General features: G+C 65.5%; 12 protein-coding genes. 7 read left to right on the top strand and 5 right to left on the bottom strand.

Annotated elements, in window-relative coordinates; genetic code table 11:
• The first annotated feature begins 2 nt into the window (after positions 1–2).
• Genes trbF through V5F75_RS14130 form a run of 4 tightly spaced genes read left to right on the top strand, consistent with a single transcriptional unit; the run spans position 3 to position 3,209 of the window.
• Complete coding sequence (trbF, locus tag V5F75_RS14145; RefSeq protein WP_004272241.1) at positions 3–692, top strand: conjugal transfer protein TrbF; 690 nt, start codon at positions 3–5, stop codon at positions 690–692.
• Positions 689–1,762 (top strand): P-type conjugative transfer protein TrbG, encoded by a 1,074-nt coding sequence (gene trbG / locus V5F75_RS14140; RefSeq protein WP_394038067.1) that lies wholly within the window; start codon positions 689–691, stop codon positions 1,760–1,762. Before trbF ends, trbG begins: the two co-directional genes overlap by 4 nt.
• A complete protein-coding gene (locus V5F75_RS14135; RefSeq protein WP_394038069.1) occupies positions 1,759–2,958 on the top strand; it encodes a TraB/TrbI/VirB10 family type IV secretion system protein in 1,200 nt (399 codons plus the stop codon). Before trbG ends, V5F75_RS14135 begins: the two co-directional genes overlap by 4 nt.
• Entirely contained in the window at positions 2,955–3,209 is a 255-nt protein-coding gene (locus tag V5F75_RS14130; RefSeq protein ID WP_394038071.1) for a DUF2274 domain-containing protein, read from the top strand. Before V5F75_RS14135 ends, V5F75_RS14130 begins: the two co-directional genes overlap by 4 nt.
• On the opposite strand, the gene V5F75_RS14125 is transcribed toward V5F75_RS14130, so the two are convergent.
• A complete protein-coding gene (locus V5F75_RS14125) occupies positions 3,173–4,090 on the bottom strand; it encodes a LysR family transcriptional regulator (protein WP_394038073.1) in 918 nt (305 codons plus the stop codon). The genes V5F75_RS14130 and V5F75_RS14125 overlap by 37 nt on opposite strands.
• A gap of 317 nt (positions 4,091–4,407) precedes the next feature.
• On the opposite strand from V5F75_RS14125, the gene V5F75_RS14120 reads away from it, so the two are divergent.
• Both V5F75_RS14120 and V5F75_RS14115 read left to right on the top strand, forming a co-directional pair.
• A protein-coding gene (locus tag V5F75_RS14120) for an IS5 family transposase (RefSeq protein ID WP_509212080.1) occupies positions 4,408–5,162 on the top strand; the annotation gives its coding sequence in 2 pieces (ribosomal slippage) (positions 4,408–4,738 and positions 4,738–5,162; 756 coding nt in all).
• 368 nt (positions 5,163–5,530) lie between these two features.
• Complete coding sequence (locus V5F75_RS14115) at positions 5,531–5,761, top strand: helix-turn-helix transcriptional regulator (RefSeq protein WP_394037360.1); 231 nt, start codon at positions 5,531–5,533, stop codon at positions 5,759–5,761.
• A 1-nt stretch (position 5,762) separates the two neighbouring features.
• Here V5F75_RS14115 and V5F75_RS14110 read toward each other — a convergent pair whose 3' ends face one another.
• From V5F75_RS14110 to V5F75_RS14095, 4 genes are all read right to left on the bottom strand, one after another.
• Complete coding sequence (locus V5F75_RS14110; protein ID WP_394037362.1) at positions 5,763–7,112, bottom strand: tyrosine-type recombinase/integrase; 1,350 nt, start codon at positions 7,110–7,112, stop codon at positions 5,763–5,765.
• 219 nt (positions 7,113–7,331) lie between these two features.
• On the bottom strand, positions 7,332–8,903 hold the full coding sequence (guaA, locus tag V5F75_RS14105) for a glutamine-hydrolyzing GMP synthase (protein WP_394037364.1): 1,572 nt from the start codon (positions 8,901–8,903) through the stop codon (positions 7,332–7,334).
• A 157-nt stretch (positions 8,904–9,060) separates the two neighbouring features.
• Complete coding sequence (locus V5F75_RS14100; protein WP_394037366.1) at positions 9,061–10,362, bottom strand: RsmB/NOP family class I SAM-dependent RNA methyltransferase; 1,302 nt, start codon at positions 10,360–10,362, stop codon at positions 9,061–9,063.
• Positions 10,359–11,024 carry a 5'-methylthioadenosine/S-adenosylhomocysteine nucleosidase gene (locus V5F75_RS14095; protein WP_394037368.1) on the bottom strand — a complete coding sequence of 222 codons (666 nt, stop codon included), beginning with the start codon at positions 11,022–11,024 and terminating at the stop codon, positions 10,359–10,361. Before V5F75_RS14095 ends, V5F75_RS14100 begins: the two co-directional genes overlap by 4 nt.
• Positions 11,025–11,391: 367 nt before the next feature.
• Here V5F75_RS14095 and V5F75_RS14090 point away from each other — a divergent pair, with 367 nt between their 5' ends.
• The gene (locus tag V5F75_RS14090) at positions 11,392–13,089 is read left to right on the top strand and encodes a methyl-accepting chemotaxis protein (RefSeq protein ID WP_509212079.1); all 1,698 of its coding nucleotides are present in this window, start codon (positions 11,392–11,394) and stop codon (positions 13,087–13,089) included.
• The last annotated feature ends 191 nt before the right edge of the window (positions 13,090–13,280 follow it).

Genomic DNA, 13,280 nt, shown 5'->3' with positions numbered 1-13,280 from the left:
AGATGGCGCTCTTCCGCCGTCCGTCGGTCCGCTACGGCCGCACACCTGAACCGGAAACCCCTTACCAGCGCGCGGCCCAGGCCTGGGACGAACGGATCGGCTCTGCCCGGGTGCAGGCCAAGAACTGGCGGCTGATGGCCTTCGGCTCGCTGGCGCTCTCCATGGGCCTGGCTGGCGGTCTCGTCTGGCAATCGACCCATGGCAGCATCGTCCCCTGGGTGGTGCAGGTCGACAAGCTCGGCCAGGCCCAGGCCGTCGCACCCGCGACCGCGGACTACGCGCCCAGCGATCCGGAAATCGCCTGGTATCTCGCCCACTTCATCCAGATCGTCCGTTCGCTTCCGGCCGATCCGATCATCGTGCGGCAGAACTGGCTCCAGGCCTACGACTTCACCACCACCTCGGGCTCGCAGGCGCTCAACGACTACGCCCGCGCCAATGATCCGTTCGCCAAGCTCGGCAAGCAGCAGATCGCCATCGACGTCTCGAGCGTGATCCGCGCCTCACCGTCGAGCTTCCGGGTCGAATGGGTCGAGCATCGCTACGAGGACGGCGCGCTCGCCGAAACCTCGCGCTGGACCGCCATTCTCACCGTGGCGATCCAGCCGCCGACCACCGCCGACGCGCTCCGTAAGAACCCGCTCGGCATCTACGTCACCGCCATCAACTGGTCGAAGGAGCTGGGACAATGACCCCGCCGATTTCCATGGAAGCCGGCGGTCCGGCTTCACGTCTTTCAGTCTCTCAGCAGAACCCGGAAGGCGGGATTACGCCTTTCCGTAAAATCGGCATTGCGGCCTTGTTGCTCTCCGTTTCCGCTCTCGGCGGTTGCGCCCACAAGTTCATTCCGCCGGACATCAACTACGACAGCGCCGTGCCGGCGAAGCTCGCTGTCGATCCGCCCGCGCCGGTCAAGATCGTCGAGCTGCCCAAGCCCTTACCCCTACCGGGTCAATTGAAGCCGCTCAATACGGGCAAGCCCGTCCCGGAAGCGCCCGATCCCACTGCGCGCGTCAACCAGGCGAATGCGGCCGCCCGCATCCAGCCGGTTCGCAACGGCTTCATCAACGCTGTGCAGGTCTATCCCTATTCGGCGGGCGCACTTTATCAGGCCTATACGGCGCCGGACGAAATCACCGACATCGCCTTGCAGGAAGGCGAGCAGCTCGTGGGCACCGGCCCGGTCGCCGCCGGCGACACGGTGCGCTGGATCATCGGGGACACCGAAAGCGGCGCGGGCGCGACCAAGAAGGTCCACATCCTCGTCAAGCCGACGCGGCCCGACCTGGTGACGAACCTCGTCATCAACACTGATCGGCGGACCTACCTGCTGGAGCTGCGCTCGACCGAGAAGACCTACATGGCGTCGGTCTCCTGGCAGTACCCCGAAGACCAGCTCATCGCGCTGCGTCAGCAGAACGCCTCGGCCGAGGCGGCGGCGCCGATCGCCTCGGGCATCGATCTCGCCTCGATCAACTTCCGCTATGCGATCGAGGGCGACAGCCCGGCCTGGCGGCCGCTGCGCGCCTTCGACGACGGGCAGAAGGTCTTCATCGAATTCCCGTCCGGGATCCGCCAAGGCGAGATGCCTCCCCTCTTCGTCATAGGTCCGGCCGGTGGCTCCGAGCTGGTGAATTACCGTGTCCGCGGCAACTACTACATCGTCGATCGCCTGTTCGCCGCGGCCGAGCTGCGTCTGGGCGATAAGGACAGCGAACGCCGCGTCCGCATCGTCCGCACCGACGGAAGGCCGCGGTCATGACAGACGAACCGGAGGATCAACCCGCACCGACACCCGTGGTCCCGCCCGACCTGCGGCTGCGGGGCGAGCGGCCGCGCGTGACCCGCCTTTCGCGCAAGGTGCTGATCACCCTTGGCGCGGTGTCAGCGCTCGCCGTCGCCGGCGCGCTAGGCTACGCGCTCCAAACCCACAACAAGGGTCAGTCCGGCCAGGAGCTGCTCAGCACGCAGAACCGGCCGTCGGCCGAGGGCCTGGCTGGGCTGCCGAAGGATTATACCGGCTTGCCGCGGCAGGCGCCGCCGCTTGGGCCGCCGCTGCCTGGCGATCTTGGCAAGCCCATCCTGAACGCCGGCGCGGCGCCCAACACCACCGTCCCAGCGACCACGCCCGATCCGGCGGCCCAGCGCCTTGCCCAAGAGACCGAGGCGGCGCGTGTCAGCCGCCTGTTTGCGCAGACCAACCAGCAGCCCCAGCCAGTCAGCCTCGTCACCCCCTCGGCGGCGGGGACGCAGAACGGGCCATCGCCCGCGCCGCCCGTCGACGCCGGATCCGCGCAGAACATGCAGGACCGCAAGACCGCGTTCCTCAACGCCACGCCCGACAAGCGGACCGTGAGCCCCGATCGGATCGAGGCCAAGGCGTCCCCCTATGTCGTGCAGGCTGGGACAGTCATTCCGGCGGCGCTGATCACCGGCATCCGCTCCGATCTGCCTGGGCAGATCACCGCCCAGGTGACGGAGGCGGTCTATGACAGCCCCACGGGCCAGTATTTGTTGATCCCGCAGGGTGCGAAGCTGATCGGTCAGTACGATAGCTCGGTCGCCTTCGGTCAGAGCCGCATTCTCCTCGTCTGGACGCGAATCATCATGCCGGATGGCACGTCGATCGTGCTCGAGCGCCAGCCCGGCGCCGACACCGAGGGCTATGCCGGGCTTGAGGACGAGGTCGACAATCATTGGGGCATGCTGTTCAAGGCGGCGGTGCTCTCAACCCTGCTCAGCGTCGGCGCCGAGGCGGGGACCAGCCAGGATGAAAACAACCTGGTGCAGGCGATTCGCAGCGGCGCGTCTAACAGCATCAGCCAGACCGGCTCCCAGATCGTTCAGCGCCAGCTCAACATCCAGCCGACCCTGACCATTCGCCCTGGTTTCCCCGTTCGGGTGATCGTGACGCGCGACTTGGTGCTGGTGCCCTATGCCCAGGGAGGAACGCCGTGACGAAGCTAAAACTGGGGCCCCTTGTAAACGATAAGCCGGTGAAGGTCAGCATTGAGCTACCAGCTTCGGTACATCGAGACCTAGTCGCTTATGCAGAGCTTCTCGGGCGGAGTTCGGGGCAATCAGCACCCGACCCCGCCAAACTGATCATGCCGATGATTGAGCGGTTCATGGCAACTGACCGTGCGTTTTCAAAATTAAGACGGGAAGGCCTTCAGTCTGAGGCCGGGCGGACCGAGAGGTCTGGATAGCGCTGGCGCAACATTGCGATGAACGGCGTCAGCGTGGGGTTTCCATTTGACTGGCGCCAGTAAGCGGCGAAATTCAGTCGGGTTGGCCCATCGGTGTCATGCACTTCACGATAGGTGACATTGTCAAATCGAACACCCGTAGCACCTTCCAGCATTGGCAAGACCCCAAACTCAGCGCTCACCAAACTAAGAAGGCGGTCGAGGCCAGATTCTTGATGCAGGAAGCGCCCGAGGCTGCAATCGCCCAGCTTGGCTCTTAGCAATCGCTCGAGTTCCGGGCCGGTTCCGGAATGCGGGATGATGACCGTCTCTCCCGTCAGTTCGGGCCAATAAATGACTTGCTTCGCCGCGAGGGGGTGTCCGTCGTGCAGAGCCACGATCACTCGTTCGCTCCACAGAGGTAGAGCTCGATCATCCCAGCCAGAGCGGGTGGCGGTCATGACCGCTACATCGACTGTATTGATGCTAAGAGCGTACATGAGCTGACAATGATCACCATCAACAGTATGAACCTCGACCTCCGGAAATCTTCGATGATGCTCAGCGAGCGTCGCGTACATATTGCCCGTCGATAGGGATGCATAGATTCCGATGGATAGGCGACCATTCTCGCCGCGGCTGCGGGTCTGCAGTTTGCGGAGTGCTGAATCGGTTTCAGCGAGAATGCGCACCGCAGACACCAGAAACTCGCGACCCGCAACGGTCGGCCGAGTGCCTCCGTTGGAGCGTTCGAATAGTTCGACTCCGAGACGGTTTTCCATGTCTTTCAGGCATCTGCTGAGTGTCGATTGTCGAATATTCAGACGTTCTGCAGCTTGCCGGAGACTGCGATGTTGAGAGACGACCACCGCCCATCTCAGGTCACGGATCTCTACGGTCATTTGGGGGCGTTATCATGCGGGGCCAGTACTGCCACGCAAGTCCCCGGCGTATTGCAGCCGACCACGGCAATGTGTGACGGCCCTGTCGATAATTCCGCCCTGGTGTGTGGATGTATTTCCGCGACCGAACGCCTCCTCGCTCCACCAATCACCGCAGGCAAAGGACGTTCTTACGACCGAAAGATTGGTGCCTGCCATACGATGCCCTCCAGATGCAAACCTATTCCGACTGGGTTTCTAGGCTCAGAACCCAATCACCGGATTGATACGGTTGGAGTTTGGTGATTCATTCCATTGCGGGGGCGACTGAGGTGATGATGGCGTCGCTGTTCTGGTTGACTGACGAGGCATGGGCCTCGATCGAGCCGCATCTACCGCATAACCAGCCCGGAGCCAGGCGGGTGGACGATCGCCGGGTGATCTCGGGGATTTTCCACGTGCTGAAGAGTGGCTGTCGGTGGGTTGATTGCCCGGCTGCCTATGGTCCCGCCACAACGATCTACAATCGCTTCAACCGGTGGTCGCGCCGAGGGTTCTGGCTCAGGTTGCTTGACGCACTGGTGGAGGCTGGTGCGGTGACCAAAAGCACCGCGATCGATAGTACTTACGTGAAGGCGCAGCGATCAGCCTTCGGAGGAAAAGGGGGGCGCAAGCGCAAGCGATCGGTCGGTCGCGCGGCGGCCAGACCACCAAGGTCCACGCGCTCACCGATGTCATCGGCCGCCCCTACGCGCTGATCCTCACGCCGGGTAACGTCGCCGATGTGACCGCAGCGCCTGAACTGCTCGCCCGTGCCCGAGGCGCTCGCTACCTGCTGGCTGACAAAGGGTACGACGCCGATGCATTGCGCCGCTCGCTGCGTCAGGTCGGCACCGTGCCCGTCATCCCCGGCCGGGCGAGCCGAAAGCCCCGTATCCGCTACGACCACGAGCGCTATCGGGAACGCCACCTGATCGAGAACGCCTTTGGCCGACTAAAGGACTTCCGTCGCGTCGCTACCCGCTACGACAAGCTCGCCATCAACTTCCTGTCCGGCGTTGCCCTCGCCACTGCTCTGGCCTTCTGGCTCTGAACGAGTCTGGACCCTACGATCTGGGTAGCATTGGCGGCTGGCCAATCCAGTCGCGAAAAGCGCCAATCAACTTGCATAGCCCGCCAAAATAACGCTTATCGGTCGAGCCTGACGTCGGCCAGCTTGCGAAAGCCGGATGCAAGACCACAGTATCGCGGCCGGCTCGAGCCGCAGTCCAGCTCCAGAAATCACGCTCAGCCACGGCAGCGCCCTCAGCGGAGGTCGGGTTTCGGGCTGTAGACCTACTTATTTTTTGCCTCCTCTACTCCACACAACTACGACCGCTAAATATTTATTGCGCAAGGACAAATCCTCGCTCTGTCTTGTCTCTGCAATGTCAGAAGCATCCAGCAGGAGGCAGCGCGACCATGCTCGTACCAGACCGTATCGTCCGTCTGAGAACCGTTCTCGCCCGCACCGGTCTCAGCCGCTCCACCATCTACCGCAAAATCGCCGAGGGCACGTTCCCAGCCCAGCTAAAAATCAGCATGAACGGCGCTGGTTGGCACGAGTCCGATATCGATTGTTGGATCGCCAATCCCGCCGGCTGGCGGCCACCAGAGGCGACAACGGAAAGAATGAGAGCGAGCCGCTCGTAGTTCATAGATCGTCGTCCAACTCGTCGTCGTGAATCTCGGCGGCGCGCTGCTTCGCGTCGGCGATCAGCTCCTTGGCAGATTCGCCCTTCACCCAGGCATCGAGCATGTCGGCCCAGCACTGAAGCATGATCTTCCGCTCGGCCAGATAACGGTTCACGTTGTAGACAGCCGCGATCCGGTTTCGAGGCGTGTGAGCCAAGCTCATCTCGATCCAGCGATCATCGAACTTGGCTCGGTTCAGGCCTGTCGAAAACGTGCGGCGCAGGTCGTGAACGCCGAGGCTTTGAAAGTCCGGGTCATCCTCGCGGATACGCTCCACAACAGTATCGATCACGCGGTTGAGAGTAGCGTTGCTTATGGGCGTATCGCCATCGTACCTGCCAGGATGCGGGTATCGGCTAACGCCGAACATGGTGCGGAACGCCGTCAGGATGTCGAGCGCCTGATCGTTCAGCGGGACGACATGCGCCTTGCCAGCCTTCATTCGCTCGGCCGGGATCGTCCAGCGCGCGGCGGCGAAGTCGATTTCCTTCCAAGTGGCGTCGATGAACTCCGATTTTCGGACGCCGGTCAGCAGGACAAACTTCACCGCTGAGCGCAGCGTAGGCGCCGCCGCCACATGATCCAACGCCGTGAGGACCGCGCGAACTTCGGACGGCGACAGGGCGCGCTCGCGCGGCTCGAACGTGGCGATGGCGCTGGTGCGTATCGACTCGGCTGGATTGCTCACATCCAGCCCGCATCCCTGGGCGTGGCGAAACACCAGCAATACGACCTCGCGGACATGCACGGCGACGGCGGGCCCGCGCTTCTCCTTGACCTCGTCGCAGAGACGCTTAAGCCGCTGCGGCGTCACCTCCTCCAGCTTTAGCTTCGACAAGCTTCCCGCGATGGCGCGATCATAGACGGACCGGCGCATCGCCAGGGTGCTGTCGGCGAGTCTTTCGGCCCCCGACTTGGGATCGGCCTTGTGCTTGAAATAAGCTTCCGCCCAACCGCCGAAGGTGAACGCCTCGGCTAACGCGGTGCGCTTCTCCACCTTGGCCTTCGACGGCGACTCCCCCCGCTCGACCTGACGCCTGGCACGCGCCAGCAGCGTCCTCGCCTCAGCAAGCGACACATCCATTCCGTATTCCAGCGCGTCAGGAGCTCGCGTCAACGTCCGCGCCGCCTCGGCGCTATAACGGCCGATGGTCAAGACCTCCTGCCGCCCGTTCACCCGGTACTGATACCGGAACGAAATGACCCCGGTCGGCGTGACCGCGGCGTGCATCCCGTCGCGATCCGTCACCTTGTAGAGCTTGGCCCTCGGCTTGAGATTTTTCAGTTCTTTATCAGTGAGATCGCCCATAAATCTGCATCCGGTCGGGGGCGAACGGATACCAACAAAGGGTCTGTTGGTAGCGAAAGCCCGTTTCTCGACCATCCTGCGCCATACCAACATCGCTACCAACAAAGTGGCCGGGCTGGGGTGACATGCAGTGATACGGGGTGGGAAAAATAATCCTTGTCAGTCAGAGTGTTCGTGCAATTTCTGGGACGGCACGGGATGGTCTGAAACCACCCTAGTTCACTCCCACTCGATCGTTCCCGGGGGCTTGGAGGTCACGTCGTAGACGACGCGGTTCACGCCCTTCACCTCGTTGATGATGCGTGTGGCCACGCGGCCGAGGAAAGACATGTCGTAGGGATAGAAGTCCGCCGTCATGCCGTCCACGGAAGTCACGGCGCGCAGGGCGAGGACGTGGTCGTAGGTTCGTCCGTCGCCCATCACGCCCACGGTGCGCACGGGCAGGATGACCGCGAATGCCTGCCAGATGACATCGTAAAGGCCCGCGTACCGGATCTCCTCCAGGTAGATGGCGTCCGCCTTGCGCAGGATGTCGAGCTTCTCGCGGGTGATGCCGCCGGGGCAGCGGATGGCGAGGCCGGGGCCGGGGAAGGGGTGGCGGCCCACGAAGCGATCCGGCAGGCCGAGCTCGCGGCCGAGCGCGCGCACCTCGTCCTTGAACAGGTCGCGCAGCGGCTCCACCAGCTTCATGTTCATGCGCGCGGGCAGGCCGCCCACATTGTGGTGGCTCTTGATGGTGACCGAGGGGCCGCCGGCGAAGGAGACGCTCTCGATCACGTCGGGATAGAGCGTGCCCTGGGCCAGGAAGTCGGCCCCGCCCACCTTCTTCGCCTCGGCCTCGAACACGTCGATGAAGAGCTTGCCGATGATCTTGCGCTTCTGCTCGGGATCATCGACGCCGTCGAGCGCCGTGAGGAACAGATCGGAGGCATCCACGTGCACCAGCGGGATGTTGTAGTGGCCGCGGAACAGGGAAACCACCTCGTCCGCCTCGCCCTGGCGCATCAGGCCATGATCCACGAACACGCAGGTGAGCTGGTCGCCGATGGCTTCATGGATGAGCACCGCCGCGACCGAGGAATCCACGCCGCCCGAAAGGCCGCAGATGACGCGGCCCTTGCCGACCTGCTCGCGGATGCGCGCGATGGCGCGCTCGCGGAAGGCGCCCATGGTCCAGGTGCCCTGCAGGCCGGCCACCTTGCGCACGAAGTTCGCGAGAAGGCGCGCACCGTCGGGCGTGTGCACCACCTCGGGATGGAACTGCACGCCGTAATACTTGCGCGCCACGTCGGCGATGGCGGCAAAGGGAGCGTTGGGCGAGGTCGCGATCACCTCGAAGCCTTCGGGCAGGGCGGTCACGCGGTCGCCGTGGCTCATCCACACGGTGTGGCGCTCCCCGCTGTGCCACACGCCCTCGAACAGCGGCACTTCCTTTTCCACCGTCAGCTCGGCGCGGCCGAACTCACGGTGGTGCCCCGCCTCCACGGTACCGCCGAGCTGGGCGGCCATGCACTGCTCGCCGTAGCAGATGCCGAGCACCGGAACGCCGGCGGTGAACGCCTCCTGCGGCGCCTTGGGGCTCTCGCCCTCGATCACGGAGGCGGGGCCGCCGGAGAGGATGATGGCCTTCGGCTTCAGCCGGGCCACGGCTTCCGCCCCCTTCTGGAACGGCACCACCTCCGAATAGACGCCTTCCTCGCGCACGCGGCGGGCGATGAGCTGGGTCACCTGGCTGCCGAAGTCGATGATGAGGACGCTATCCTGGTCGGTGTCCTGGGAAGGGGTGGCCATGAGGCGGGGACTTTCCGTTTGAGGCGTGTGGAGGCGCTTGACGCGTTTCCTTTAGCTGGAAAGTCGCATTTGAAAAAGCCACCGCACCGCGCCCACCCGCAAGCGCGGCGCACGGCCGCCATGCGTGATCGGAAGGGGATGCACGGCGCGAGGGGGATCAGCCCGCGCGCCGCAGCACGCTCACGAAGAAGCCGTCGGTGCCGGTGCGCCGGGGCGTGAGCAGCATTCCCTCGCGGCCGAGGAGCGCGGCATCCTTGAGCGCGAGCCCGCCCGCGCCCAGCGCCAGCACGGCTTCCGCCGGCGGAATGGGGGCAAAATCCGGGTGGTTTGCCATAAGGGCACGGATCTGCGCGCCGTTCTCTTCGTCCAGCAGCGAGCAGGTGACATAGGCGAGGCGGCCGCCGGGCTTCACGTACCGGGCGGCGTCCTCCAGGATTTTCGCCTGTTCCGCCGTGCGCTGGGCGAGGGCGCCGGGGCGCACGCGCCACTTGGCGTCGGGATTACGGCGCCAGGTGCCCGTTCCGGTGCAGGGGGCATCCACCAGCACGAGATCCATGTGCCCCTCGAGGTCCGCGAGCACGTTCTCGGCGCCGCGGGGGGCGCGCACCTGCACGTTGCGCACGCCGGCGCGGGCGAGGCGCTCGTGCATGGGCTTGAGGCGGCGGATGTCGGCGTCGTGGGCGTAGATCTGACCCTTGTTGTCCATCAGGGCGGCGAATTCCAGGGTCTTGCCGCCGGCCCCGGCGCACAGGTCCAGCACCTGGGTGCCCGGCAGTGGCTGCGCGACGATGGCCACGATCTGCGAGCCCTCGTCCTGCACCTCCACCTCACCCTTGATGAAGGCGGGCTCGGCGGAAACGGGCGGCGCCTTGCCCTCGGCATCGAGGATGATGCGCAGGGCCAGCGGCGACCAGCGGCCGGGTTCGGGCTTGAGGTGGGCGAGCGCGGCGCGGGCGTCCTCGGACGTTGCCTTGAGGGTGTTGACCCTGAGGTCCAGCGGCGCCCGCATGGCCAGGGCCTGTCCCTCCGCCACCACATCCTCGCCGAGCACGTGGCGAAGGGAGGCGTGGAGCCATTGGGGGTAATCCCCGCGCACGAAGGGCGCGGCCTCGGACAGGTCCGGATTGGCGAGGCGGCTGTGCTCGTCCGCGCTGAGGGCTGCCGGCGCATAGCGCGCGCCGTCTGCCAGCCGGGCGATGGCCTCCACGTCCAGGCCGCGCATGACGGCCAGCATGCCGAGCACCAGGGCGCGCGGCTCGTCCGAGCCCATCACCGCCGCGGCGGATGCGCGCCGGCGCAGGGTGTCGTAGACGAGGCCGGCGATGGCGGCGCGGTCACCGGAGCCGGCGAAGCGATGGCCGAGACCCCAGTCCTTCAACGCCTCGGGCGCCGGGCGGCGGCGGGTGGCGATATCCGCCAGAACCTCGATGGCGGCGGCGATGCGGGCGGCGGGCGTCATGCTCCGCGCTCCGGCATGGGCCTGAGACCGCCCGCGGCGGTCTGCGCCACGAACTGGTCGAGCGCGCTGGCGAGCTTCTCGTCGATGATGTGCAGGTACTCGCTCCAGTCCTCGTAGCGGGAAAGCTCGGACTTGCCGTCGGAGATGCCGCGCAGGCCCATGATGGGCAGGTGGAAGCGCCGCGCCGCGCGCAGCACCGCGAAGGTCTCCATGTCCACCATGTCCTCGGCGATGGCGTCGTAGGCCGCGCCGGAGATGATGGCGCCGCCGGTGGACAGGGAGGCGGAAGGCACGCCCGCGATGTGGTGGGGCAGGGGCACCACCACCGGCTCCTCCACGAACGGGGTGCGGCCCTTCTCGAAACCGAGGGCCGAGGCGTCCATGTCCCGGTAGGCGACGTGGGAAACCTGGTAGACCTCCGCGTGATCGAGCCGCCGAGAGCCCGCCGAGCCGAGGGTGAACACCAGATCCGGCCGCCGGCCCAGGTGGTCGAGCCGGGCGAGCAGCCGCGCGGTCTCCACCGCCGCCTCCACCGGCCCCACGCCCGTGATGAGCGGATCGATGCGCGCCTTGAGGTGAGGACCGAACTCCTCGTTGGTCGCCATCACGAAGAGCACGCTGAGGCCACCCACGGAGAGAAGGTGGCGGGCAGGATCGTCCATCGGTTCACCTGAAACGACGCAAAGCACTCTCCTCGGCCGCCGCGATCCGTCTGTCAATCGCAGCGCGGCGCAAGACGGCGGCGCGGCGGCGAAGATCGGCATGGGCTTTCGTATCCGGCTGCCGTATTGACCTACTGCAATGACAGGCATCCGACCTTCGTAGAGCATGGCGGTACGATGATGGGCCGCAGACGACGATCTGAGTTTAAAAACCCATTTCATCCATTGGGTTAGGAAGATTTATCCCGTTCCGGCATCGCGCGGGCGCTGGCGGAGGGCAGGCGGAAGGTCCGCATTTTTCATAAAGAGGGCAGGAATCAAGTCCGGTCGCTTCGGTCACGCAAGGGCCGGCCGTTGGGGGGATATCATGGGGTTCAGGAACTGGCCGTTGACTTGGAAGGTCGTCAGTCTTCTGCTCTGCCTGGGCGCGCTCAGCCTGGGCGGCGTCTATTATGCGACGTCGAACATGCTGTGGATCGACCGCGCCTATTCGCAGCTCCTCGGCCACGAGGCGGTCGCCTCCATGCGGCTCGCCCGCGTGGGACGCTTCATCGCCAGCTATTCCAGCGCGCTGCACCAGCAGGTCGGCGCCGAGAATGCCGAAGGTGCCCGCAGCGCCGTCGTCCTGCGGGAGCAGGCGCTGAAGGGCCTGCAGGAGAATATGGGCGAGGCCACGCGGCTTCTCCCCTTGGGCAATGCAGAGCTGCAGGCCGCGAGCCGCGACTTCCGGCAGGCCACGGACGGCCCCTGCAAGGCGGCGCTCGCCCTGGCCCAGGAAGGCCGGGAGGAGGACCGGCTGAAGGCCGAGCATGCTCTGAAGACCTCCTGCGATCCGGCTCTGGAGGAGGTGGTGGCGCGGCTGGTCGAGTTCAACCGCCAGCTCGCGGAATCCGTTGTCAGCAAGCAGGAGGCCTTGTCGGCCACCTCCCGCGGCACCGCCTACCTGACGCTCTTCGGCGTGGTGGGGGCGACGCTGCTGATCCTCGCGCTCGCCGTCCTCGTTCTGCGCCTGCTGGTGGTGCGCCCGCTCCAGGGCAGCATCGGGATCATGGCGGCGCTGGGCCGCGGCGAGCTTGGCGTCTCGGTGACCGGAACCGACCGCGCCGACGAGGTGGGCGCCATCGCCAAGGCGCTCGAGGCGCTCCGCGCGGAGCTGCGGGACGCCGAGCACCTGCGCAGCGAGACCGCCGTCCACGCGCGGCATGAACGCGAGGTGCTGGCACGGCGCGAAAAGATGGCGCACGACTTCATCGGCCGGATGCAAGCCCTGGCCGCGGGCTTTGTCGAATCGTCCACCGAGGTGGCCGGCGCCGCGAGGAGCCTCTCGGCCACCGCGGAGGAAACCTCCCGCCAGGCCCAGGCCGTGGCGGCCGCGGCAGAGCAGGCGGCCGCCAACGTGCAGACCGTGGCTTCCTCCTCGGAGGAAATGGCTGCCTCGGTGCATGAGATCAACGGCCAAGTCTCCCAGTCCGCGACCGTTGCGGATACCGCTTTCGTGGAAGCGGAGGCATCGAACCGCCACATCGGCGGGCTCGCGGCTGCGGCCGGTGCCATCGGCGAGGTGGTGGACATCATCAAGACCATCGCCGCCCAGACCAACCTTCTCGCCCTCAACGCCACCATCGAGGCGGCGCGGGCGGGGGAGGCGGGCCGTGGCTTCGCCGTGGTGGCCGCAGAGGTGAAGGACCTCGCCGCCCAGACCGCCAAGGCCACCGACGAGATTGCCGCGAAAATCGCGGAAATCCAGCATGCCACCGACGGGACGGTGGCTTCCATGGCGGAGATCGTCCGCGTCATCTCCACCATCAAGGAGAACTCCGCCGCCATCGCCGGCGCGGTGGAGGAGCAGGGCGCCGCCACCACCGAGATCGCGCAGAACTGCCAGCAGGCGGCCACCGGCACCCAGCAGGTGACGCAGAACATCTCCGGTGTCGGCCAGGCGGCGGAGATGACCGGCAGCGCCTCCACCCAGCTGATGGACCTGTCCACCGGCCTTTCCAGCCGCGCGAGCGATCTCAAGAGCGCGGTGGAGGACTTCGTGAAGGATTTCGCGGCGGCCGCCTGACCGCGCGAAACTCCCGACACCCTTGAACGCCCCAGGAGCTTTGCCCGGCTCCTGGGGCGTTTGATTTTCAGGGATGGGCGTCTTCAATCAGTAAGTATTTTTCCGGCAAAATACCCACGGTTTGTTTCCATGTGAAAGTATTCGTCCGCGCATTCATGAAACTGTTAATTGAAAAACTCCTTAATAGGAGG

Origin of the sequence: Xanthobacter albus, from assembly GCF_043194895.2 — a bacterium.
In the GTDB taxonomy this organism is placed as follows: Bacteria; Pseudomonadota; Alphaproteobacteria; order Rhizobiales; family Xanthobacteraceae; genus Xanthobacter.
The sequence above is the reverse complement of the archived record's forward strand: the minus strand, read 5'-3'. Positions and strand labels throughout refer to the sequence as shown.

What these genes read in the sequence shown, in the direction of transcription:
- V5F75_RS14095 (WP_394037368.1), bottom strand. Translation starts at nt 11,024, where the DNA reads ATGGACGATCCTGCCCGCCACCTTCTCTCCGTGGGTGGCCTCAGCGTG.
- trbG (WP_394038067.1), top strand. Translation starts at nt 689, where the DNA reads ATGACCCCGCCGATTTCCATGGAAGCCGGCGGTCCGGCTTCACGTCTT.
- trbF (WP_004272241.1), top strand. Translation starts at nt 3, where the DNA reads ATGGCGCTCTTCCGCCGTCCGTCGGTCCGCTACGGCCGCACACCTGAA.
- V5F75_RS14090 (WP_509212079.1), top strand. Translation starts at nt 11,392, where the DNA reads ATGGGGTTCAGGAACTGGCCGTTGACTTGGAAGGTCGTCAGTCTTCTG.
- V5F75_RS14110 (WP_394037362.1), bottom strand. Translation starts at nt 7,112, where the DNA reads ATGGGCGATCTCACTGATAAAGAACTGAAAAATCTCAAGCCGAGGGCC.
- V5F75_RS14115 (WP_394037360.1), top strand. Translation starts at nt 5,531, where the DNA reads ATGCTCGTACCAGACCGTATCGTCCGTCTGAGAACCGTTCTCGCCCGC.
- guaA (WP_394037364.1), bottom strand. Translation starts at nt 8,903, where the DNA reads ATGGCCACCCCTTCCCAGGACACCGACCAGGATAGCGTCCTCATCATC.
- V5F75_RS14125 (WP_394038073.1), bottom strand. Translation starts at nt 4,090, where the DNA reads ATGACCGTAGAGATCCGTGACCTGAGATGGGCGGTGGTCGTCTCTCAA.
- V5F75_RS14135 (WP_394038069.1), top strand. Translation starts at nt 1,759, where the DNA reads ATGACAGACGAACCGGAGGATCAACCCGCACCGACACCCGTGGTCCCG.
- V5F75_RS14100 (WP_394037366.1), bottom strand. Translation starts at nt 10,362, where the DNA reads ATGACGCCCGCCGCCCGCATCGCCGCCGCCATCGAGGTTCTGGCGGAT.